Here is a 21368-nt window from a genome sequence, read left to right as displayed (position 1 = left end):
GGTGTGCGTCGCTCAGCGGGTCGGCGCGCGCAGCGGAGTGCCGACGGCGCGCAGCTCGGCCAGCGCCCCGGCCACCCCGTGCAGCAGGTCGGTCGCCTCGGTGAGCCGGTCGGCGGCCGGGTGGGCGGTCTCCGGTCGGGCGTCCTCGGCCAGGTAACCGGCGGCGGCCACCACCAGCCGTTCGTAGGCCGCGACCCCACTGTCCAACTGGGTGGTCAGCGCGGCGTGTGCCTCGGCCAGCGGCGGACGGGCGTCGGCCGGGGCCAGCCGCAGCGCGCGTTCGACGCTTGCCACCCGCGCGGCCAGGTCGCGCAGCGAACGGTCGGCGGCGGCGGCCTCCAGCACCGCCGGCTCGGCCAGCCCGGTGAGCCGGGGGGCCATACCGGCCAGGGTGAGCGCCGCCCGGTCCAGTCGGGCCCACTGCTCGCCCGCGCTGGTGCCGCGCAGGGCGATCCGGGAGCGGACCCGGCGGACCTCGGCCAGCACCCCCGGGCCGACCGGCAGCCGCTCGACGGCGGCGACCAGCCGGGCACGCGACCGGGCTGCCGCCTCCGCGGGGTCGAGGGCGGGCGGTGCCGGCTGGGCGGCGAGGGCACGCACGTCGATCCAGCGCCAGGCGGCGAGCGCCACCGCACTGCCCGCGGCGCCGGCCCAGGCCGCGTCGGGCAGACCGAGGCCGGCGTACGGGGTCAGCACCGCGGCCGCGCCGCCGAGCCCACCGGCCAGCACGCTCCACCGTCGGGCGGACCGGCGGAGCCGACCCAGTCTGCGGAAGTACCGTGTCCGCTCGTCTGCCACAGTGACCTCCTCGGTCCGGTCGTTCAGCCGGCGGCGGTCGGGTCGCCGGTGCCCCGCTCGCGGGCCATGCTGGCGCGCAGCTCGTCCAGCCGGGCCGCGGCCGTCGGGTCGGTGGCCGGGCTGGCCTTCTCGGCCTGCGGCACGGCCGGTCGTTGCGACGCGCCGCCGAGCTGCTCCCCTGCCATGCTGGACCGGATCTGCTCCAGCCGGGCCGAACCGGCTGAGTCGATCGTCGCCTTCTGGATCTCCAACATCCGGCCCTCGACGGAGTTGCCAGCCAGCTCGGCGCGACCCATCGCGTTGGCGTACCGCCGCTCGATGCGGTCACGCACCTCGTCAAGCGACGGGGTGTTGGTGGGCGCGGTCAGCGACGACATCGACTCCAGTGAGCGGGCCACCGACTCCTGCATCTTGGCCTGCTCCAGTTGGCTGAGCAGCTTGGTGCGCTCGGCGAGCTTCTGCTGGAGGATCATCGAGTTGTTCTCGACCGCACGGCGGGCCTGGGCGGCGGCGCCCAGCGCCTGGTCGTGCAGGGTCTTCAGGTCTTCGGTGGCCTGTTCGGCGGAGACCAACTGGGTGGCCAAGGTCTGCGCCGACTGTTCGAACCGCACGGCCTCGGCCTCGTCACCCTTGGCCCGCGCCTGGTCAGACAGCACCAGGGCCTGCCGGGCGTTGCCCTGCAACCGCTCGACCTCGGTCATCTGCCGGGACAGCTTCATCTCCAACTGACGCTGGTTGCCGATCACCGCGGCAGCCTGCTGGACCAGCGCCTGGTGCTGCCGCTGGGCATCCTCGATGGCCTGCTGGATCTGCACCTTGGGATCGGCATGCTCATCGATCTTCGCACCGAAGAGCGCCATCAGGTAGTTCCAACCCTTGACGAACGGGTTCGCCATCTCCGCGGTATCCCCTCAGTAGCGTCGCTCCACCACGGCCGGCCGGGCCGGATGGACCGACTGGCCGCCACCGGCCGATCTCCATCGTCCCAGCCGAACGCCAGCAAGGCATCCGTACCGGTCGGTCGACCGCACCGGCAGCTCCTGTGGGCCACCCTACGCGGCCGAAGCCAGCCCTCCCATGGTCAACCGGGCGGCGGGCTCAGGCCGCGCAGACCACGTCCCGGTCCCGCTCGGTCGGCCGGACACGCGTGCTGCGCAGCGTGGCCTTGAGCGGCGAGTCCTGGCGGACCGAGACGGCGACCTTGCCATCGGAGGTGACCTGGCGGACGCCCCGGCCGGTGCTCTTGGACACAGCCCCGGCCTCGGCCGGCTCGTCCTGCATCGAGACGAGCACGTCGGGCATCTGCTCGGCGAGTGCCACGGTGTCACTCACCTCACGGAGAAGCTCGGACAGACGGGCACCGAGGGCGTCACAGATCGCGGCGAGCAGCTCGCTTGACGGCTCCTTGTGCCCCCGCTCAATCTCGGAGAGGTAGCCGAGGCTGACGTTGGCGGCGGTGGAGACCTCACGCAGCGTGCGCTGCTGGCCCTGCCGGCGCGCCCGCAGTGCGTCACCGATCACCCGGCGTAGCAGGATCATCGCACCTCCCCCTGAGGGATACCTCGCGCCCGGCGCTGGGCGGCCGGTCGCGGCGGACCGCGCCGACCCCGAAACGTCGGAGCCTTCCCGCAACCGTACCCGTTACGAGCCCAGCCGACATCCCGCCCCGCCCGTCGGTTCGCCGGCGCCGGCTCACCGGCGGGCCGCGTCGGCCGTCCCCGCCCTGCCCCGGGCGCCCCCGGCGGTCTCTTCCGCGTCGTCGACCTCCCGGGCCTCGGGATCGTCGGTCGCGGGGGCCGGGTGGAGGCCAGGGTCGACATCGGGGTCCTGGACGTCGGCGTCGTGGATGCGCTCGGCGAGCAGCCGCAACGCCTCGACCACCGCCGCCGCGCGGACGTGGTCCCGCCCGCCGTCCAGGTCGAGCTGGCGGACCTCCCCGCCGTTGGGGCCGGCGACCGCCACGTAGACCAGGCCGACGGGCTTGCCGTCCTGCGGTTCGGGACCGGCGACGCCGGTGGTGGCCACCCCCCAGTCCGCGCCGCAGCGCTGACGACCGCCCTCGGCGAGGGCCGCCGCCACGTCCGGGTCCACCGGGCCCCGCTCGGCCAGCAGGTCGGCGGATACGCCCGCCAGGGTGCTCTTCAACTCGGTGGCGTAGACCACGAGGCCGCCCCGGTAGATTCCGCTGACGCCGGCGATGTCGACGATCGACGCGGCGAGCGATCCGCCGGTGAGCGATTCGACAGTGGCCAGGGTCTCGTGCCGCTGCGCCAACCGGTGCACCACGCCCGCCGCCGCACTGCCCGCCATGGCATCGTCCGCCGCAGCGCCGTCCGCCGGCCGCTCGACACCCGTATTCCGCTGCATGAACCCGTCCTTCCCCACCCAACGGCCCCCAACCCTGCCGCCGTGGTCGCATCGATCATGAAGTTGGCCTCGCGACACGCCGCACCGGGTGCCGACAACCTCATGATCAACGCCAGCCACGGGGACGGCAGCGCTCGGGGTGGGTTTCAGCGGGGGCGGCGGAGGCGGAGAGCCTGGGCCACGTAGTCGAAGCCGGTGGCGACCGTGACCAGCACGGCGGCCCCCATGATCCACGGGCCGACGGCGACGAGGGCAGCGGGCATCGGCCAGAGATACCAGGCGATGGCGAGGATCTGGAGCGCAGTCTTGACCTTGCCGCCTCGACTGGCGGCGATCACGCCGTGCCGGATCACCCAGAACCGCAGCCCGGTGATGCCCAGCTCGCGGACGAGGATCAGCGCGGTCACCCACCAGGGCAACGTGTCGTACCAGGACAGCAACACCAGGGCGGCACCGGTGAGCGCCTTGTCGGCGATCGGGTCGGCCACCTTGCCGACCGACGTGACAAGCCCGAACCGCCGGGCGATCCAGCCATCCACCAGGTCGGTCGCCGACGCCACCGCGAAGATCAGGCACGCCGCCATCCGCCAGCCGGAGTGGGTCATCCCGGACATGATCACCGAGGCGGCGAAGACCGGCACCAGCGCGAGCCGCAGGGCGGTCAGCGCGTTTGCCGCGTTGAGGACGGGCACCACGGCGACCACCCGGGCCGGCGTCGACTCCGCCGCCCCGGTCACCGCCGCACCCCGCTCGGCCCGCCCTGGCGTTCCCGGCACCGCACCACTGGGCTCCCCCGCTCCGCTCGGGCCCACCGTCACCGTGCCGCGCCGGGCGCCGCCGAGATCATCTCATCCGGCACCGCCAGCAGGTCCACCCCTTCGGTGCCGGTCACCGTCGCGCGCACCAGGTCACCCGGGCGCAGCGCGGCGAGGTCCACCCCACCCTCGGCCGGGGCGACCAGGGTGGTGGAACCGTCCACCTCCGGCGCCTGGTGCGCCGCCCGACCCTCCACCACGCCGTCCTCGATCGAGTCGACGAGCACCTCGACGGTCGAGCCGAGCCGGTCCTCGGCCCGCTGCGAGCACAGCTCGTCGGCGAGCGCGCTCAGCCGGTCGTAGCGCCGCTTGATCGTCGCGGCGGAGACCTTGCCGGGCAGGCCGGCGGCCTCGGTGCCGTCCTCGTCGCTGTAGTCGAACATCCCGATCGCGTCCAGCCGGGCCTCGGTCAGGAACCGGACCAGCTCGTCGACATCGGCGCGGGTCTCGCCGGGGAAACCGACGATGAAGTTGCTCCGGGCGCCCGCGTCCGGTGCCAACGCACGGGCACCCGCGAGCAGCTCCAGGAAACGGTCGGTGGACCCGAAACGCCGCATCCGGCGCAGCACCGGCTCACTGGAGTGCTGGAACGACAGGTCGAAGTACGGGGCCACACCCGGGGTGTTGGCGATCGCCTCGACCAGCCCGGGTCGGGTCTCCGCCGGCTGGAGGTAGCTCGCCCGCACCCGCACGATGCCGGTCACCGCCGCGAGCTGCGGCAGCAGCTTCTCCAACGCGCGGGGATCGCCGAGATCCTTGCCGTACGAGGTGGAGTTCTCGCTGACCAGCACCAGCTCCCGTACGCCGGACTTGGCCAGCCACTCCGCCTCGGCGAGCAGCTCGTCGGGCGTACGCGAGACGAACGCCCCCCGGAAGGCGGGAATGGCACAGAACGCGCAGCGCCGGTCGCAGCCGCTGGCGAGCTTCAGCGAGGCCACCGGGCCGGTGTCCAGTCGGCGGCGCAGGATCTGCCGCAGGTGCGCCGGGGTGTGCTCGTCGGTGTCGGTGGTGGTGCGGGTCACGGTGCCGTGTCCGGGGAGCGAGACGCCGCTGTCGCGCCGCTTCACCGGGGTCAACGGCAGCAGCTCGCGCCGGTCCCGGGGGGTGTGCGCGGTGATCTGCTCACCGGCGACGACAGCGTTCAGCCGGGCGGCGATGTCCGGGTAGTCGTCGAAGCTCAACACCGCCTGCGCCTCGGGCAGGCTGTCGGCCAGCTCCCGGCCGTACCGCTCGGCCATGCAGCCCGCCGCGACCACCTTGGCGCCGGTGCCGGCGGCCGCGAGCAGCGTCTGGATGGAATCCTGCTTGGCCTTCTCCACGAAGCCGCAGGTGTTGACGACCACCACGTCGGCGCCCTCGCCGTCGGTGGTCACCTGCCAGCCGTCGGCGTGCAGCCGTGCGGCCAGCTCCTCCGAGTCGACCTCGTTGCGGGCACAGCCCAGGGTCAGCAGGGCGACGCGACGGCCCTCGGCGTTGTCAGAGGGAGAAGGAGAGGTGGCAGACACCATCCGAGGGTACCGGGCCGTCCGGAGAAGCCCACGCACGCGGGGCTGCGGTGACGGCCGGACGGGCGCCTTCGCGCCGAATCGGCCCCCGGTCCCCCGCCGACTCTCAGCGAGCCACGGCACCCATGCGGGTCAACGCATCGAGCAGGAAGACCTCGGTGCCGGCCAGGCCGGTGGAGCAGAAGACCGAGATCTGGTCCGCGCTGGTCCGGCCGGGGACGGCCCCGGCCAGGATGGCGCCCAGGTCCCGCAACCGCCCGGCGTACGGCGGCGTGGCCGCGAGCATCGGTGGCTGGTAGTCCGCCGCCTGGGCCGGCGAGTCGGTGACCAGCAGGTCGGCGGCGTCCAGCAGGTCGGTGCCGAACTCGCTGCGGTCACGCTGCTTGAAGCCGACGGCGTTGAGGTGCGTGCCGGGGCTGAGGTCGGCGGCGCGGAGCACCGGGGTCGGGCTGGTCGTCGCGAGCACCACGATGTCCCGCCCGGCGACGGCCGAGCCCGGGTCGGGCACGGTTCGGGCGGACACGCCCAGCTCGGCGCGGATCCGCGCGGCGAGGGCGTCCCGGCGGGCGGTGGAGCGGCTGTGCACCACCACCTCGCGCAACGGGCGGACCGCGGCGGCGGCCCAGACCTGGGTCCAGGCCTGCCGGCCGGAGCCGACCACGCCGAGGGTGGCCGCGTCCGGGCGGGCCAGCGCGTCGACCGCCAGGCCACCCAACCCTCCGGTACGCCGGGAACCCAGCTCCTCGCCCACCGCGACCGCCCGGATCGCCCCGGTGCCCGCGTCGTGCAGCACCACCACCTGCTCGCTCTGCGGGTGGCCGAAGGTGTCGTAGGAGCGGAAGCCGTACCATTCGCCGACCAGGTGCCCGGCGGTGAGCACCAGCCGCCCACCGCTGAGCGGGGCCGCGGCCCGGGGCGGGGCCACGAGACGTCCCTCGTACGCGGCCAGAAGGGCGGTCCGCATGACGTCGACGGTGGTGGCGGCGTCCAGCGCGGCGGAGACCTCGGGGTCGGCATAGATCAGCGTCATGGTGGTCATCCTGCAAGTTGGAGTCAAGTGCAGGTCAAGACGGGGTGGCTGGAGTCACGTGCCCGTCGATGCGCGACCCGTCCATCCCGACGGGCGACCGGTGCTAGCGTCGGCGTCGGTGGCCCGGTCGCCCGCGGCCACCCCGGACGAGTGGTGGGCGTACCCGGTCAGGCCAAGACGCCCCGCGACGTGCAGACCCGACTCGTCCCGGCCCCGGCGGCCCGGGCACTCCCGCGTGAGGTGAACGATGGCCTGGCTGGTGTTGGTGATCTCCGGACTGCTGGAGACGGCCTGGGCGGTCGCCCTGGACCGCAGTGCCGGCTTCAGCCGGCTGATCCCGTCAGTGGTGTTCGCGGTGACGCTTGCCCTGAGCATGGCCGGCCTGGCGTACGCGCTGCGGGAGATCCCGGTCGGCACCGGTTACGCGGTCTGGGTCGGCATCGGCGCGGTCGGCACCGCGCTGATCGGGATGCTGGCGCTCGGCGAGTCGGCGAGCCTGCCCCGCATCCTGTGCCTGCTGCTGGTGGTCTCCGGCGTCATCGGCCTGAAGGTCTTCCACTGAGCGGCCGTGGGGGCGGGGTGCCGCCGGTCAGTCCACGTCGCCGCGCAGGCCGCCGAGGACCTCCTCCAGCTCGTCCGGCTTGACCAGCACGTCACGCGCCTTCGACCCCTCCGACGGCCCGACCACCCCACGGGTCTCCATCAGGTCCATCAGTCGGCCCGCCTTCGCGAAACCGACCCGCAGCTTGCGCTGGAGCATCGAGGTCGAGCCGAACTGCGAGGTCACCACCAACTCCACCGCCTGCACCAGCAGGTCGAGATCGTCACCGATGTCCTCGTCGATCTTCTTCTTGCTCTCCTGCGCGGGGGCCAGCACGTCCTTGCGGAACTCCGGTTCGCGCTGGTCCTTGCAGAACTTCACGACGTCGGCGATCTCCCGCTCGGTGACCCAGGCGCCCTGGATGCGTACCGGCTTGGAGGCGCCCATCGGCAGGAAGAGCCCGTCACCGCGGCCGAGCAGCTTCTCCGCGCCCGGCTGGTCCAGGATGACCCGGGAGTCGGCGAGCGAGGAGGTGGCGAACGCCAGCCGGGACGGCACGTTCGCCTTGATCAGACCGGTCACCACGTCGACCGAGGGCCGTTGGGTGGCCAGGACCAGGTGGATGCCGGCCGCGCGGGCGAGCTGTGTGATCCGGACGACCGAGTCCTCCACGTCGCGAGGCGCGACCATCATCAGGTCGGCCAACTCGTCCACGATCACCAACAGGTACGGGTACGGGCGCATCTCCCGTTCGCTGCCCGGCGGGGCCTTGATCTCGCCGTTGCGGACCTTGCGATTGAAGTCGTCGATGTGCCGGACCCCGTTGGCGGCGAGGTCGTCGTAGCGCATGTCCATCTCGCGGACCACCCAGTCCAGCGAGTCGGCTGCCTTCTTGGCATTCGTCACGATCGGGGTCACCAGGTGCGGGATGCCCTCGTAGCCGGTCATCTCGACCCGCTTCGGGTCGATCAGCAGCAGTCGCACCTCGTCCGGGGTGGCCCGGGTGAGGATGGACACCAGCAGGGTGTTGAGACAGGACGACTTGCCCGCGCCGGTGGCCCCGGCGATGAGGATGTGCGGCATCTTCGCCAGGTTGGCCACCACGTAGCCGCCCTCGATGTCCTTGCCGAGCGCCACCACCATCGGATGGTGGTCGCTTGTCGCCGCACGTGAGCGCAGCACGTCGCCGAGGGCGACGTTCTCCGGATCGGTGTTCGGGATCTCCACGCCGACCGCGCTCTTGCCCGGGATCGGGCTGAGGATCCGCACGTCCGGCGACTTCACCGCGTACGCGATGTTGCGGGACAGCTGGGTGATCCGCTCGACCTTGACGCCGTGGCCCAACTCGACCTCGTACCGGGTGACCGTCGGGCCACGGGTGAAGCCGGTGACCGCGGCGTCCACGTCGAACTGGTCGAACACGCCGGTCAGCGCCGCGATCACCTCGTCGTTGGCTTTGCTGCGGGTCTTCGCGGCGGCACCGGCGCTGAGCATGTTGGCCGGTGGCAGGGTGTAGTCCCCGGCCAGTCCGGTCAACGCGAGCTGCTCGGCCCGCGTCGGCACGGGCGAGTGCTCCGGCGGCTCGACCGGCGGCCGGCGGCTCGCCGGCACCTTCGCCGGAGACTTGCGCGGCAGCACCATGGTCTCCTGGAGGTCCACGCCGGCCAGGTCCTCGAAGTCGTCCGGGTCCACCGGCGGAGGCGTCCGCTTCGCCGGCCGCCTACGCGCACGCTGGGCGGCCGGCTCGTCGGCTTCCTCGGCGGCCTCCTCCGGTGCGGCGACCAGCCCGCCGGCCAACAGGCCCAGCCGCTCCGGGATCTTGTTGATCGGTGTCGCCGTCACCACGAGCAGGCCGAAGAGCAGCAGCAGGATCAGCAGCGGCACCGCCACCCAGGCGGTGACCGCGCGCTCCAGCAGCCCGCCGATGCCCGCACCGACCAACCCGCCCGCGAAGTCCCGCTGTAGCGGGTTGGCCGGGGCCTGACCGATGTGGAGCAGCGCCGCGGTCGAGACGAGCAGTGAACTCCAGCCGATCAACCCGCGGCCCCGGTGCTCCGGATCGGCCGGCTGACGCATCAACCGCCAGGCCCCGATCATCAACAGCACCGGTACGACCACCGAGATCGCGCCCAGGAACAACCGGATCGAGTCGGCCAGTCGCGCGCCCACCGGGCCCGCTCCGGAAAGCCAGAGCGCCACGGCGGTGAGCAGGGCGAACCCGAACATCAGCAGCCCGGCGCCGTCCCGGCGGTGCTCCGGGTCGAGGTCGCGGGCGGAGGCGGCCTGCCGACCGGCGGCCCGCACCGCCCAGCCCATCCCGTGTGCCACGCCCATCCACAGTGCGCCCACCGCACGGCCCACGTAGACAGCCGCGCCGGGCCGGGCCGGCACTGTACGACGCCGGACCGGCGCCCGGGTCTTCTTCGCCGGTTGACGGGCACGACTGTTGGTGCCACCGCGCGGCGACGCGCCGCGTCGCCGGCTCGCCTGAGAGGTACGGCCCGCCATAGAGTCACGGTAACGGTGGGGCCGGGCAGATCCCCGCTTTTCCGGGTCGTGTCCGCGCGTCGCAACACGGGCCCCGCCGCCAGTCGTGATATCCGCCTCAGAAGGGATGCCCCATGGCGTCGCCGGGAACCGAGGGCGATCCGGACGATCCGCTGGCCGGGCACCCGGGCACGCTGCGCCCACTGAGCGGTGAACTCGTCGCCGCGGTGCTCGCCGCCCGTGGCCGGTCCGTCGGCCTGACCCCGGACGGCGAACTGGTGGGTCGCTTCGACGACAACATGATCTGGTTCCTCCGCCTCGGTGGGGACGGCGAGCTGCTCCAGGTCCGCACGATGGTCGCCCCCACCTTCGGAATCGAGCAGGTGCCCGCCCTGTACGCGTTCTGCAACTCGTGGAACCACGACCGGCTCTGGCCCAAGGCGTTCGTGCACGTCGACGACGACGGTCGGGCCCGGGTCTACGGCGAGGTGGTCACCGACCTGGAACGCGGCGTGACCCCGCACCAGCTCGACCACCTGCTCGACTGTGGCATCTCCACCGGCTGCCAGCTCGCCGTGGCGGTCCGTCGCCTGCCCGGCGCGGTGCCGTCGTGACCGGGCGGGACGAGTTCACCGGCAGTCGCACCGACCGGGCGGGCCACCGCGACGCCCCACCCACCGGTCCCGTCGACGGGGTCGGCGGGAGCACCCTGGCGGCCGCGCTCTCCGACGCCCGGGACCTGCCCGACGGCCCGGCCCGACAGGTGGCTCTGGAGCGGCTCGCCGAACGCGCCGACGCCACCGGCGACGTCCGGTCCGGGATGGACGCACGGTTCGCGCTGATCGAGGCGTACCTGCTGCACGGGGAGCGGTGGCGTCTGGTCGAGCCGGTCCGGCGGTGCCGGGCCGCCGCCGACCACCGGCCCGAGTTGCTCACCGACGTCGAGTGCGGGCTGCTGCTGCGCTACCAGCGGTACGCGGTGGAGGCACTGCTGGGCACCCCTCGGGTCGGGCTGGACCAGACCCGGTCCCTGCTGCACGACCTGGCCCACCGGGTCGGCGCGGATGGTCCGGACGCGCCAACCGTCGCGGAGCTGCACTGTCGGATCGCCGACCACCTGGGCGACGAACCCACCGCCCGCCACTGGTACGAGCGGTGGTCCGGCCGGCCGCCCGGCCCGGCCGGCGGCTGCCCGGGTTGCGCCCCGGCCCGCCGCGCGGAACTGCTGGCCGGGTGGGGCGAGTGGCGAGCCGCGCTCACCGAGCTGCCGGAGACCGACGGCGACCCGCAGGCCTGCACCGACCAGCCCGAACGGAATCTCGTCGCCAGTCTGCTGCCCGCTCTACGGGCCGGCGAGCCACAGCGGGCCGCGGCCGCACACGTGCGGGCGTACTGCCGGCACCGGCACGAGCCCGCCGCGTTCCCGCACCTCGCCGCGCACCTGCGGTTCTGTGCCCTGGGCGGGCACCTGGCACGCGGGCTGACCATCCTGGTCGAGCAACTGCCCCGCTTGGACCGGCCGACCGACGACCTCGCCGCCATGGAGTTCGCCGCGGCCGGGGCGCTGGTCTGCGGTCTGGCCGTGACGGCCGGGCTGGGCGGGCGAACGGTGCCACGGCCGGCGTACGGCGAGCGGCCCGCCACCGACCTGGACGTGGCCACCCTCGGCGCGCTGCTGCTCGGCGTGGCCAACGACCTGGCTGGCAGCTTCGACGCCCGCAACGGCACCGGCCACCACTCCGGGCGGATGGCCGCCTGGCTCGCCGAGCGACCGCTCGCGACACCGGTCCCGCTACCCGCCGACGACGAGCCGGACGGGTACGTCGAGTTCGACGCCGACGGGTCCGACGAGGAGACCGGGTCGGTCGGGGGCGAGCTGATGGCGCTGACCCTCGACATGATCACCGCCGCGCTGGACCGGCGCGGCGACCGGTACCTGGTGGAGGAGGATGACCGGGTCGTCGGCCGGTGGGGTGGCGTGGTGATCCAGTTCCGGCGGACCGGCGAACGCGGTGAGGTGCTGCACACCCGGGCCATGGCCGCCCGCCGGCTGCCGGCGACCCGCCGCGCCGAGGCGTACGCCTTCTGCAACGCCTGGAACCACGACCGGTTGCTACCCAAGGCGTACGTGCACGACATCGGCGGGGAGTTGGTGCTGGCCGGGGACGCCGCCACCGACCTGACCCACGGCGTGGCCCCGGCGCAGCTGACGGTGCTTGTGGACGCCGCCATCGCCACCGGCGTCGCCTACGCCGAGGCGGTCGCCGCGCTCCCCTGAGTCGTGCACAGGGCGACTGGTTGCTCCCGGGGGCGCGACTGTGTGAGATCCGACAGGATGCAACCGGACGCGGCACCTAGATGTGCTACAGGCATCACCCACCGCGCACCCCGGGAGTCATCAATGAACCGGCTGTTCGCCTCCGGCCTCGCCGCCGCCGCCGCCCTGCTCCTGGTGCCCACCCTCGCCGGGCCGGCCGTCGCCGCGCCGGCCGCGTCGCCGAGCGCGACCGCAGCGCCCACGATCAGCGCCCGGGGCGACCTCGTCTTCCTCGGCGGGGACCCCTGGTCGCCGTCCAGCCCCCTGGCCGTCATCGTCAAAAATCTGGGCAGCACGGCGGCGAAGGGTTTCTTCCTGCTGCGCCTGCCGGCCTCCGTCGACCTGACCTCGGGCGGGGACTGCCGGGCCGTCCAGGGCACGCCGCGCACCTGGCTGTGCGGCGGCGCGGAACTGCCCGCCGCAGGTGAGCGGGTGTACCGGCTGGCGGTGACGTCGTCGACTCCGGAGCCGGTCTTCGGGCTCCAGGAGTGGGGTTCCGTCGCCGGCCGGGACGCCGCCGGGGTCACCGAACAGTTCTTCGACTTCCGGATCAACTGGCCGGATAGCACCTCCCTGCGGTTGCGGCCCACCGCCGCCCCGGTCGTCAACGGGATGACGACGGTGCGGGTGCGGGTCACGAACACCGGCACCTTCGACATCAGCGGTTACTCGCTCGCCATCACCACGCCGGCCGGGGTGCGGGTGACAGCGCCGGCGTGCTCGAACAGTGGCCGGATGGACGGCGTGGGCTGCGAGATCGTGCGGCAAGACGTGCTCGCCGACGGCGCCACCGACACCTTCGAGGTACGGCTGACGGTCACCGGAGGCGCGAAGAGCGTGCACCTGGCGCTCTCCCCGGCCAGCCGCTACACCAACAAGGACACCGCGCTGACGCTGCGCCTGAGCGGATCGGGCGGATCCGGTGCCGCCACCACGCCGCCGCCGGCCGGTCCGACGGCCACGCCGAGCCCGACCGCCACGCCGAGCCCGACGGCCACCCCGAGCCCGACCGCCCCGACGGCCACGCCGAGCCCGTCCACTCCGAACGCCGCGCGACTACCCCGCACCGGCGTGTCCGGCAGAACGTACGGCCTCGCCGGAGCGGTGCTGCTGGCCGTCGGGGTCGGGCTGCTGGTGCGGTGGCGGCGACGGATGGTCCGGGACTGAGCGGCAACACCCGGGTACGGGCCGGGCCGGCCACCGACAGCCACGGGGGATGTCGGCGACCGGCCCGGTCAGCGGTTTGTGTCAGACCTCGACGACGGTGGGCACGATCATCGGGCGACGACGGTACTTGTCGTTGACCCACCGCCCCACGGTGCGCCGGACGATCTGCTGGAGCTGGTGCGGGTCGGTGATGCCGTCCGCCGCGGCCCGGTTGAGCGCCTCGGTGACAAGCGGGACCACCGGGTTGAACGCCTCCGGGTCCTCGGAGAAACCCTTCGCGGAGAGCGTCGGGCCGGCGACCACCTTGCCGGTGACCGAGTCCACGACCACGGTGGTGGCGATGAAGCCGCCGTCACCGAGGATCCGCCGCTCCGTGAGCAGCGACTCGCTGACGTCACCGACGGCGAGGCCGTCCACGTAGACGTACCGGCTCTTCACGTGACCGACCAGGGTGGCGCGACCCTCGACCAGGTCGACCACGTCGCCGTCCTCGCAGATCACCACCCGGTCGGCGGCGACCCCGGACTCGATGCCGAGCCGGGCGTGGGCGCGCAGGTGCCGCCACTCGCCGTGCACGGGCATCAGGTTGCTGGGCCGGACCACGTTGAGCAGGTAGAGCAGCTCCCCGGCGGGGGCGTGCCCGGAGACGTGCACCTTCGCCACGTCCTTGTGGACGACCACCGCGCCGGCCCGGGCGAGCCGGTTGATCACCCGGTAGACCGAGGTCTCGTTGCCGGGCACCAGCGAGGAGGCCAGCACGACGGTGTCGCCGGGGGCGATGGTGATGTGCCGGTGGTCGCCGCTGGCCATCCGGCCCAGCGCGCTCATCGGCTCACCCTGCGAGCCGGTGGACATCAGCACGATCTCGTCCGGCGGCAGCGTGGTCGCCTCGTCGATGCTGATGACCAGACCGTTCGGGATGTTGAGCAGACCGAGGTCCCGGGCGATACCCATGTTGCGAACCATGGACCGGCCGATCAGCGCGACCTTGCGGCCGTGCTCCGCGGCGGAGTCGAAGACCTGCTGGACGCGGTGCACGTGCGAGGCGAACGAGGCCACGATGATGCGGCCCTTGGCCTTCGCGAAGATCGAGTCGAGCACCGGCCCGATTTCCCGCTCCGGGGTGACGAAGCCGGGGATCTCCGCGTTCGTGGAGTCGGACAGCAGCAGGTCGACGCCCTCGGCGCCGAGCCGGGCGAAGCCGGCCAGGTCGGTGATCCGGCCGTCCAGCGGTAGCTGGTCCATCTTGAAGTCGCCGGTGTGCAGCACCAGGCCGGCGGGGGTGCGGATCGCCACCGCGAGGGCGTCCGGGATCGAGTGGTTGACCGCGAAGAACTCACACTCGAACGGGCCGAGCCGCTCCCGGCCGCCCTCCCGCACGGTGAGCGTGTACGGCTGGATCCGCCGCTCGGCCAACTTGGCCTCGACCAGTGCGAGGGTGAACTGTGAGCCGACCAGCGGGATGTCGGGTTTGTGGGCGAGCAGGTACGGCACCGCGCCGATGTGGTCCTCGTGGCCGTGGGTCAGCACGATCGCCTGGACGTCGGCGAGCCGGTCCAGGATCGGGCCGAAGTCGGGCAGGATGAGATCCACGCCCGGTTGCTCGACGTCGGGGAAGAGCACCCCGCAGTCGACGATCAGCAACTTGCCGTCGTACTCGAAGACGGTCATGTTCCGACCGATGGCGCCGAGCCCGCCGAGCGGGATGATCCGCAGGCCGCCTTCCGGCAGCGGCGGGGGTAGTTCCGCCTCGTTGTGCGCCTCGGTCACGCGTCCACCTCATTCTGCGACGCCGTCACTCGGCGCCCATCGTGTCGTTCGTTCATTCGGGCAGCTCCAGGCCCGCTGCCGCGAAGTCCGCGCGCAGCTGGGCGATCTCGTCGGTGGTGGCGTCCACGAGCGGGGGGCGCACCGGGCCGGCCGGCAGGCCCAGTGATGCCAGGCCCGCCTTCACCAGGATGGCTCCCTGGGTACGGAAGATGCCGGTGAACAGCGGCAGCAGCCGCCGGTGCAGGGCAAGCGCGGCCGGCATGTCCCCCGCGTCGTACGCCTCGATCATCTGTGCGGTCAGTGCCCCGGTGAAGTGCGTCGAGGTGCCGACCACGCCCACGCTGCCAACGGCCAGCGCCGGCAGGGTGAGGGCGTCCTCGCCGCAGTAGAAGGCGAGGGGGGCCCGGCTGGTCACCCAGCCGGTGGCGATCAGGTCGCTCTTGGCGTCCTTGACCGCGACGATCCGGCCGTGCTCGGCGAGCCGGACCAGCGTCTCGGTGTCGATCGGCACGCCGGAGCGGTGGGGGATGTCGTACAGCATCACGGGGAGGCCGGTGGCGTCGGCGACGGCGGTGAAGTGCCGCAGCAACCCGCTCTGCGGCGGCTTGTTGTAGTAGGGGGTTACCACCAGCAGGCCGTGTGCACCCGCCTTCTCGGCGGCGGCGGCCAGCTCGATGGTGTGCCGGGTGTCGTTGGTGCCGACCCCGGCGACCACCTTGGCACGGTCACCGACGGCCTCCACCACGGCCCGGATCAGGTGCTCCTTCTCCGCGTCGGTGGTGGTCGGCGACTCACCGGTGGTGCCGTTGACCACCAGCGCGTCGTTGCCCTGCTCGTCGACCAGGTGGCTCGCCAGCCGGGCGGCGCCGTCGAGATCGAGGGAACCGTCGGGGGTGAACGGGGTCACCATGGCGGTGAGCAGCCGGCCGAAGGGGCGGGACGCCGGTCGGGCCGCGGCGTCGAGGTGGTCGTGCGTCATACCCTCCAACCTAGCGGACGACCTGCCGGGGCCCGCCGGGGAAGGGCTCAGGACGCCTCGTGCGGGCTGGCCGCCACCTCGGTGCCGTCCGGCAGCGTGGAGATCACGAAGTCGGCGAACACGTTCGGGGCGACCCCCTGGAGCTGACGCAGGCACTCCACGGCCAGCTCACGGATCTCCACATCGGCGTGCTCGGTGGCCCGCATCGCGATGAAGTGCCGCCAGGCCCGGTAGTTGCCGGTGACCACGATCCGGGTCTCGGTGGCGTTGGGCAGCACCGCCCGGGCCGCCTGCCGGGCCTGCTTGCGGCGCAGCGTCGGGTTCGGCTCGTCGGAGAAGCGCTGCTCGAGGCCCTCAAGCAGCTCGGTGTACGCCTGCACGCTCGCCTCGGCGGCCGCCACGAACTTCTTGTGCAGCTCCGGGTCGTCGGCGATGACCGCCGGCTCGACCATGGCCGCGTCCCGTTCCGGGACGTAGCGCTGGGACAACTGGGAGTACGAGAAGTGCCGGTGCCGGATCAACTCGTGGGTGAAGGAGCGGGACACCCCGGTGAAGTAGAAGGTGACCGACCCGTGCTCCAGCACCGACAGGTGCCCGACGTCGAGGATGTGCGCCAGATAACCGGCGTTGGTGGCGGTCGCCGGGTTCGGCTTCTTCCAGGACTGGTAACAGGCCCGGCCGGCGAATTCGGCGAGCGCCTGGCCACCCTCCGCATCCGTCGACCACGGCACATCGTCCGGGGCCGCGAACTGGGTCCACGCGATCAACTTGACCTGGGGCTGCACCATCTCCGGCATTCCTGGGACTGTAGTGGCCGTCGGTCCCGAGCCCAACTCGGGCTCGCGGTGCAGAAACCGCCCAGCTACCACCAAATCAGCGACGCCTTTCCAACACCGGCGACCATAGGTGTCCAAGATCTCGACGACGCAGCGCCGGCCCCTGACCCCTCTCCGATTGCCTGTAGAGCTGCCCCGAATCTGGGGCAGGCGTCCCCCGGGAGGCAGGCATCCCCGGGAGGCAGGCGTCCCCCGGGCGGCAGGCATCCCCGGGAGGCAGGCATCCCCGGGAGGCAGGCATCCCCGGGAGGCAGGCATCCCCGGGAGGCAGGCATCTCAGAGAGCAGGCCCGACCCGGGGGCGGGCCTCGCACAGGAGGCGGGTCCGTGGCCGCGCCCCACAACTGGGGCAGCTCTACAGGGACACGGCAAGGTCCTGCCCTGCCGCCGGAGGAGCCGTGCTGGCTCCACGACGTCGGTTGACGCCCTTCGGGAGCCCGGAGGGGCGGGCGGGTCAGACGTAGAGCGAGGTGAACGGCGCCCAGGGCAGGTTGCGCAGCACCGAGAAGGCCAGCCACACGCCCAGGAACCCGACGGTGACCTTCGAGCTGATCCGCAGCTCCGGCAGTCGCCAACCGAACGCCTGGTTGCCCGCCCAGGCCACGAAGAGGTACGCGAGGAACGGCAGCGCGAAGATGAAGAGGAAATGGTGCCGGGCAGCGGCCGGCAGGTCGCCGTGCAGCACGTACCAGAGTGCACGGGTGCCGCCACAGCCTGGGCAGTCCAGCCCGGTGGTCAGCTTGAGCAGGCAGGTGGGCGCGGCGTCCGGGGCGGCGTGGGCCGGGTTGCTGAGCAGCGCGTAACCCATTCCCGCGGCGACGCAGCCAACGGCGGCCAGCGGCACCGCCCAGCGCGGTGAACGCTCGTAGAGGCGCACCACGAACCGGGTGAGCCGGTCCGGCTCGGGCGCCGGGTAGCCACCCGGTGGGGTCGCCGGCCAACCACCCGGACCGACGCCAGACGGACCGACGCCGGCCGGGCCAACCGGCACGGTGTGCACCGCCCCGGGGGCGGGCTGCGGCTGGTCGACCGGACCGGGAGCGCTCGTCACGCGCTCACGGTACACCGGACACGCCGGCCAACGCGGCGGTGAGCGGACCGGCCAGGTCGCCGGCCAGCGGCGGCGCCACCGCGCCCAGGCCGAGCCAGCCGGCGAGCCGGTGCAGCTCGGCGGCGAGCGCCACCGCCGTCTCCGCCGGGTCCGCGCCGGGCTCGATCCAGGCGGCCGGCACCAGCAGCACCCCGGCCTTGCGGTCGGCCTTCAGGTCGACCCGGGCGGTGAACCGGTCGCCCTGCAGGAAGGGCAACACGTAATAGCCGTAGACCCGCTGTGGCGCGGGGACATAGATCTCGATCCGGTAGGTGAAGCCGAACAGCCGCTCGGTGCGGGCCCGTTCCCAGATCAGCGGGTCGAAGGGGCTGACCAGTGTGTTGCCGCGGATCCAACGGGGCAGCCGGGCGGACGCGTGCAGCCAGGCCGGCTGACGCCAGCCCGCCACGGTGACCGGCACCAGCTCACCGGCCTCGGCCAGCTCGGCGACGGCCTGCCGGGCACCGGCCAGCGGCAGCCGGAAGTAGTCGCGCAACTCCGGCTCGGCGGCCACCCCGAGCGACCGAGCGGCGAGGGCCACCAGCGTGCGGTACGCCTCGGCGTCGGTCGGGGTGGGCGCGGCAAGCACCGCCGCGGGCAGCACCCGCTCGGGCAGGTCGTAGCGGCGGGCGAAGGAGGTGCTGCGCTCCGCGGCGGTCACCTCGCCAGCCCAGAAGAGGAACTCCAGCGCCCGCTTGACCGCCGACCAGTTCCACCCCCAGTTGCCGGTCTCCCGCGGCGCGTCGTGCTCGATCTCGGCGGCGGTCAGCGGGCCGCGGGCGGCCACCTCGTCGCGAACCCAGGCGACCAGCTCCGGCTGCTCCTGGGCGATCCGCCGCATGCCGCCCCAGGATTCACTCTGCGCCCGAGCCATCCGCCAGCGCAGCATCGGGTGCAGCTCGACCGGCACCAGCGACGCCTCGTGGCCCCAGTATTCGAACAGCTCCCGCGGGCGCCGGTAGGCGGCCTGGTCGAGAAGCGTGGTCGGGTAGGGCCCGAGCCGGCTGTAGAGCGGCAGGTAGTGCGCGCGTTGCAGCACGTTCACCGAGTCCATCTGGATCAGGTTGACCCGGTCGAGCACCCGACGCAGGTGCCGGCGGGTGGGCACGCCGGCAGGCGCCGGGTCGGCGAAGCCCTGGGCGGCGAGCGCCACCCGACGGGCCTGGGCGAGCGAGAGTGATTCCGGTGCGGCCATCGTCGGCGACCTTAATTCATCGGTACGACGCCGGTGCGGGAAGCTGGACGCGACGACCAACGGGGCATAGAACGGTGCAATGCTGACCATCCGTCGGGAGGAGCCGGACGACGCCGAAGCGGTCGCCCGGGTGCACGTGCACGGCTGGCAGGCGGGCTACGCCGGCTTCATGCCGGACGAGGTGCTGGACCGGCTGAACGTGGCGGCCTGGGCGCAGCGTCGCCGCGACATCGGCACCGCCGACCCGGAGCATCCGTTCACCACCCTGCTGGGCGAGGTGGACGGGCTGGTCGTCGGCTTCACCACCTTCGGGCCGTACCGCCGCAACCAGGACCGGGACGACCTGGACCCGACTGTCGGCGAGGTGGTGGCCCTGTACGTGGAGCCGGCGTACTGGGGGGACGGGAGCGCCACCGCGCTCCTGGCCGCCGCTCGGGCCGGGCTCGCCGAGCGGGGCTTACGCGGGTACCGGGCGTGGGTGCTGGCGGACAACCACCGGGCCCGCCGGTTCTGCGCGCGGGCCGGGCTGTCAGCGGACGGTGAGCGGTCGACCTACCATGTGCCGCTCGCCGGTGGGCAGCCCCCGGTCAGTCTGGTCGAGCTGCGGTACGCCGGGCTCCTCGACAACTGACCCGGGCGGGGTCAGCCAGCCGCGGATCGGCAGGAAGGCGAGCAGCGCCAGGCTGATCCACACGTAGGCGTTGCTGCCCAGGAAGCCGTCGAGGCCGGTGAAGTCCTTCTCCCACAGCCAGACGGTCCGGCTGATCAGCAGCGCGTACCCGATGGTCGCGGCGACGAGCAGGACCCGCCGACGGCGGCCGTCCGGCGCGGCCATGGCGTTGTCGACAAGCAGGATCAGCGCGGGCAGCAGCCAGACCAGGTGGTGCACCCAGGTGACCGGGCTGACCAGGCACATCACCGCGCCGGTCAACGCCAGACCGGTCGCCTCGTCACCGGCGGCGACGGCGGCCCGGGACCGCCAGGCCCAGAGCGCCAGGGTGCCGAGCACCAGCAGCAGCCACAGCAGGGTGCTCGGGTGCTCCGGGTCGAGTCGGGCGGCCACCCCGCGCAGCGACTGGTTGGAGACGAAGGCGAGCTCCCCCACCCGTCCGGTGTTCCACAGCGCCTCGGTCCAGAACTCCCGGGACGCGTCCGGGAAGAGCGCAGCGGCCAGCAGCGACACCCCGGCGGCCGTCCCGCAGGCGGTGAGCGCCGCCCGCCATCGCCCGGTCACCAGGAGGTAGACGATGAAGACGCCAGGGGTCAGTTTGATCGCGGTGGCCAGCCCGATGCCCACCCCGGCCCACCGGTTGCCGGCCGGCAGCAGCCGCAGCAGATCCACCGCCACAAGGAAGAGCAGCAGCGTGTTGACCTGGCCGAAGTTGACCGTCTCCCGCATCGGCTCGAACGCGGCGACCAGGCAGAGCGCCACCGCGAGGGCGAACCACCGGGTCCAGCCGGCCCGGCGGGCGATCGGGTCGACAAGCCACCAGATCAGCACCGTGGTGGTGGCCACGCTGGCGAGCACGCTCACCACTATCGCGGCCGACCACGGCAGGTACGCCATCGGCAGCATCACCAGCGCGGCGAACGGCGGATAGGTGAAGCCGTACTGGGTGCCCGGCTTGAGGTAGTCGTAGATCTCCCCGCCGTCGTGCACCCACCAGGTCAACGCGCCGTAGTAGACCTTCAGGTCGAAGAAGCCGTGCCGCACCGCGGCGACGGCGAGGAACGCGGTGACCGCCGCGGCGAGCACCACGACCCCGACGACCTGCCCGGTCGTCCTCCTGGCACCCTGCGCCACCGTCGCCTCCCTCGCCCTGCGTAGGCTTCCGTCCCATGGCTCTCGGGTACGTCCGCCCGGCGCGTCCTGAGGACGCCGGCGAGATCGCACGCATCCAACTCGCGACCTGGCGGGTCGCGTACCGCCGGATCCTGCCTCGGCACGTGCTCGACAACCTGGACGAGGCGTTCCTCGCCCGGCGGTGGAACGCCGCGGTGCTGGAGCCGCCCTCGGGCGCGCACCGGGTGCTGGTCGCCGTCGAACAGGCCGAGCAATCGTATCTGGTGGGGTTCGCCGCCTCCGGGCCGGCCGACGCCGAGGCGCTGGCCCCGGGCGAGCCGGCCGACGCGCTCGGCGCGGACGTGGCCGCCGTGACCGATCTGCTGGTGGAGCCACGTTGGGGTCGGCGCGGGCACGGCAGCCGGCTGCTCGCCGCCACCGTCGACCTGTGGCGGGAGGACGGCCTGAGCCGGGCGGTGGCCTGGGCGTTCGAGGGTGACGAGGCGACCCGGAAGTTTCTCACCAGCACCGGTTGGGAGCCCGACGGCGCGGCCCGGGCGCTCGACGTCGACGACATGCTCGTGCCCCAGGTGCGCCTGCACGTGGGCGTACCCGCGGAGAAGGTTCCGGCCGACGACGAGCCCGCCGGCTGACGCGCGCTGACGCCCGGACCCGGACGCCGGCCCGGG

The 21368-nt window shown here is 73.1% G+C and carries 19 protein-coding genes, 1 pseudogene and 1 riboswitch; of the genes and pseudogenes, 6 read left to right on the top strand and 14 right to left on the bottom strand.

Annotation, left to right across the window (positions count from 1 at the left end):
* Positions 1–12 precede the first annotated feature (12 nt).
* The 7 genes and pseudogenes from AB0F61_RS00670 to AB0F61_RS00640 all read right to left on the bottom strand — a co-directional run bounded on the left by AB0F61_RS00670 (position 13) and on the right by AB0F61_RS00640 (position 6515).
* On the bottom strand, positions 13–798 hold the full coding sequence (locus AB0F61_RS00670) for a hypothetical protein (RefSeq protein ID WP_357801722.1): 786 nt from the start codon (positions 796–798) through the stop codon (positions 13–15).
* A gap of 23 nt (positions 799–821) precedes the next feature.
* A complete protein-coding gene (locus tag AB0F61_RS00665; RefSeq protein ID WP_357801719.1) occupies positions 822–1694 on the bottom strand; it encodes a PspA/IM30 family protein in 873 nt (290 codons plus the stop codon).
* Positions 1695–1896: 202 nt separating this feature from the next.
* Positions 1897–2337, bottom strand: a complete 441-nt coding sequence (locus tag AB0F61_RS00660) for a helix-turn-helix transcriptional regulator (RefSeq protein WP_357801716.1) — start codon at positions 2335–2337, stop codon at positions 1897–1899.
* Positions 2338–2643: 306 nt separating this feature from the next.
* Positions 2644–3108: pseudogene (locus AB0F61_RS00655) on the bottom strand (CinA family protein); the annotation flags it as partial.
* Positions 3109–3311: 203 nt separating this feature from the next.
* Positions 3312–3902: a CDP-diacylglycerol--glycerol-3-phosphate 3-phosphatidyltransferase gene (gene pgsA, locus AB0F61_RS00650; protein ID WP_357802083.1), complete on the bottom strand. Its 591-nt coding sequence runs from the start codon at positions 3900–3902 to the stop codon at positions 3312–3314.
* A gap of 77 nt (positions 3903–3979) precedes the next feature.
* Positions 3980–5488 carry a 30S ribosomal protein S12 methylthiotransferase RimO gene (gene rimO, locus AB0F61_RS00645; protein ID WP_357801714.1) on the bottom strand — a complete coding sequence of 503 codons (1509 nt, stop codon included), beginning with the start codon at positions 5486–5488 and terminating at the stop codon, positions 3980–3982.
* A 103-nt stretch (positions 5489–5591) separates the two neighbouring features.
* Positions 5592–6515: an ornithine cyclodeaminase family protein gene (locus AB0F61_RS00640; RefSeq protein ID WP_357801711.1), complete on the bottom strand. Its 924-nt coding sequence runs from the start codon at positions 6513–6515 to the stop codon at positions 5592–5594.
* 120 nt (positions 6516–6635) lie between these two features.
* A riboswitch (guanidine-III (ykkC-III) riboswitch) is annotated at positions 6636–6702 on the top strand.
* A gap of 60 nt (positions 6703–6762) precedes the next feature.
* Between AB0F61_RS00640 and AB0F61_RS00635 the strand changes: the two genes are divergently transcribed.
* Positions 6763–7077 (top strand): SMR family transporter, encoded by a 315-nt coding sequence (locus AB0F61_RS00635; RefSeq protein ID WP_357801708.1) that lies wholly within the window; start codon positions 6763–6765, stop codon positions 7075–7077.
* 27 nt (positions 7078–7104) lie between these two features.
* Here the strand turns inward: AB0F61_RS00635 and AB0F61_RS00630 are convergent, their stop codons facing one another.
* Positions 7105–9564 carry a DNA translocase FtsK 4TM domain-containing protein gene (locus AB0F61_RS00630; RefSeq protein ID WP_357801705.1) on the bottom strand — a complete coding sequence of 820 codons (2460 nt, stop codon included), beginning with the start codon at positions 9562–9564 and terminating at the stop codon, positions 7105–7107.
* A 113-nt stretch (positions 9565–9677) separates the two neighbouring features.
* On the opposite strand from AB0F61_RS00630, the gene AB0F61_RS00625 reads away from it, so the two are divergent.
* The 3 genes from AB0F61_RS00625 (at position 9678) to AB0F61_RS00615 (ending at position 13027) form a co-directional block, all read left to right on the top strand.
* Positions 9678–10157 (top strand): YbjN domain-containing protein, encoded by a 480-nt coding sequence (locus tag AB0F61_RS00625; protein ID WP_357801702.1) that lies wholly within the window; start codon positions 9678–9680, stop codon positions 10155–10157.
* A 95-nt stretch (positions 10158–10252) separates the two neighbouring features.
* Positions 10253–11821: a YbjN domain-containing protein gene (locus tag AB0F61_RS00620; RefSeq protein ID WP_357802080.1), complete on the top strand. Its 1569-nt coding sequence runs from the start codon at positions 10253–10255 to the stop codon at positions 11819–11821.
* 123 nt (positions 11822–11944) lie between these two features.
* Positions 11945–13027 carry an LPXTG cell wall anchor domain-containing protein gene (locus AB0F61_RS00615; RefSeq protein WP_357801700.1) on the top strand — a complete coding sequence of 361 codons (1083 nt, stop codon included), beginning with the start codon at positions 11945–11947 and terminating at the stop codon, positions 13025–13027.
* Between the two features lie 81 nt (positions 13028–13108).
* On the opposite strand, the gene AB0F61_RS00610 is transcribed toward AB0F61_RS00615, so the two are convergent.
* The 5 genes from AB0F61_RS00610 to AB0F61_RS00590 form a co-directional block, all read right to left on the bottom strand.
* A complete protein-coding gene (locus tag AB0F61_RS00610) occupies positions 13109–14797 on the bottom strand; it encodes a ribonuclease J (protein WP_357801698.1) in 1689 nt (562 codons plus the stop codon).
* A 52-nt stretch (positions 14798–14849) separates the two neighbouring features.
* A complete protein-coding gene (gene dapA / locus AB0F61_RS00605; protein WP_357801697.1) occupies positions 14850–15776 on the bottom strand; it encodes a 4-hydroxy-tetrahydrodipicolinate synthase in 927 nt (308 codons plus the stop codon).
* Between the two features lie 47 nt (positions 15777–15823).
* A complete protein-coding gene (gene thyX, locus AB0F61_RS00600) occupies positions 15824–16564 on the bottom strand; it encodes an FAD-dependent thymidylate synthase (RefSeq protein WP_357802078.1) in 741 nt (246 codons plus the stop codon).
* A 501-nt stretch (positions 16565–17065) separates the two neighbouring features.
* Positions 17066–17611, bottom strand: coding sequence for a DUF2752 domain-containing protein (locus AB0F61_RS00595; protein ID WP_357802076.1), 546 nt, complete (start codon positions 17609–17611; stop codon positions 17066–17068).
* Between the two features lie 55 nt (positions 17612–17666).
* Entirely contained in the window at positions 17667–18896 is a 1230-nt protein-coding gene (locus tag AB0F61_RS00590; protein WP_357802073.1) for a crosslink repair DNA glycosylase YcaQ family protein, read from the bottom strand.
* Positions 18897–18975: 79 nt separating this feature from the next.
* Here AB0F61_RS00590 and AB0F61_RS00585 point away from each other — a divergent pair, with 79 nt between their 5' ends.
* Complete coding sequence (locus AB0F61_RS00585) at positions 18976–19527, top strand: GNAT family N-acetyltransferase (RefSeq protein ID WP_357801694.1); 552 nt, start codon at positions 18976–18978, stop codon at positions 19525–19527.
* Here the strand turns inward: AB0F61_RS00585 and AB0F61_RS00580 are convergent.
* Complete coding sequence (locus tag AB0F61_RS00580) at positions 19426–20700, bottom strand: glycosyltransferase family 87 protein (protein ID WP_357801692.1); 1275 nt, start codon at positions 20698–20700, stop codon at positions 19426–19428. The two genes, AB0F61_RS00585 and AB0F61_RS00580, sit on opposite strands and share 102 nt — an antisense overlap.
* Before the next feature lie 35 nt (positions 20701–20735).
* On the opposite strand from AB0F61_RS00580, the gene AB0F61_RS00575 reads away from it, so the two are divergent.
* Positions 20736–21332 carry a GNAT family N-acetyltransferase gene (locus AB0F61_RS00575; protein ID WP_357801690.1) on the top strand — a complete coding sequence of 199 codons (597 nt, stop codon included), beginning with the start codon at positions 20736–20738 and terminating at the stop codon, positions 21330–21332.
* The last annotated feature ends 36 nt before the right edge of the window (positions 21333–21368 follow it).

Source organism: Micromonospora sp. NPDC023888, assembly GCF_040639415.1.
GTDB lineage: Bacteria > Actinomycetota > Actinomycetes > Mycobacteriales > Micromonosporaceae > Micromonospora.
This window is presented reverse-complemented; position numbering and strand designations above follow the sequence as displayed.

What these genes read in the sequence shown, in the direction of transcription:
- AB0F61_RS00665 (WP_357801719.1), bottom strand. Translation starts at nt 1,694, where the DNA reads ATGGCGAACCCGTTCGTCAAGGGTTGGAACTACCTGATGGCGCTCTTC.
- AB0F61_RS00660 (WP_357801716.1), bottom strand. Translation starts at nt 2,337, where the DNA reads ATGATCCTGCTACGCCGGGTGATCGGTGACGCACTGCGGGCGCGCCGG.
- rimO (WP_357801714.1), bottom strand. Translation starts at nt 5,488, where the DNA reads ATGGTGTCTGCCACCTCTCCTTCTCCCTCTGACAACGCCGAGGGCCGT.
- AB0F61_RS00640 (WP_357801711.1), bottom strand. Translation starts at nt 6,515, where the DNA reads ATGACGCTGATCTATGCCGACCCCGAGGTCTCCGCCGCGCTGGACGCC.
- AB0F61_RS00635 (WP_357801708.1), top strand. Translation starts at nt 6,763, where the DNA reads ATGGCCTGGCTGGTGTTGGTGATCTCCGGACTGCTGGAGACGGCCTGG.
- AB0F61_RS00630 (WP_357801705.1), bottom strand. Translation starts at nt 9,564, where the DNA reads ATGGCGGGCCGTACCTCTCAGGCGAGCCGGCGACGCGGCGCGTCGCCG.
- AB0F61_RS00625 (WP_357801702.1), top strand. Translation starts at nt 9,678, where the DNA reads ATGGCGTCGCCGGGAACCGAGGGCGATCCGGACGATCCGCTGGCCGGG.
- AB0F61_RS00615 (WP_357801700.1), top strand. Translation starts at nt 11,945, where the DNA reads ATGAACCGGCTGTTCGCCTCCGGCCTCGCCGCCGCCGCCGCCCTGCTC.
- dapA (WP_357801697.1), bottom strand. Translation starts at nt 15,776, where the DNA reads ATGACGCACGACCACCTCGACGCCGCGGCCCGACCGGCGTCCCGCCCC.
- thyX (WP_357802078.1), bottom strand. Translation starts at nt 16,564, where the DNA reads ATGGTGCAGCCCCAGGTCAAGTTGATCGCGTGGACCCAGTTCGCGGCC.
- AB0F61_RS00590 (WP_357802073.1), bottom strand. Translation starts at nt 18,896, where the DNA reads ATGGCCGCACCGGAATCACTCTCGCTCGCCCAGGCCCGTCGGGTGGCG.
- AB0F61_RS00585 (WP_357801694.1), top strand. Translation starts at nt 18,976, where the DNA reads ATGCTGACCATCCGTCGGGAGGAGCCGGACGACGCCGAAGCGGTCGCC.
- AB0F61_RS00575 (WP_357801690.1), top strand. Translation starts at nt 20,736, where the DNA reads ATGGCTCTCGGGTACGTCCGCCCGGCGCGTCCTGAGGACGCCGGCGAG.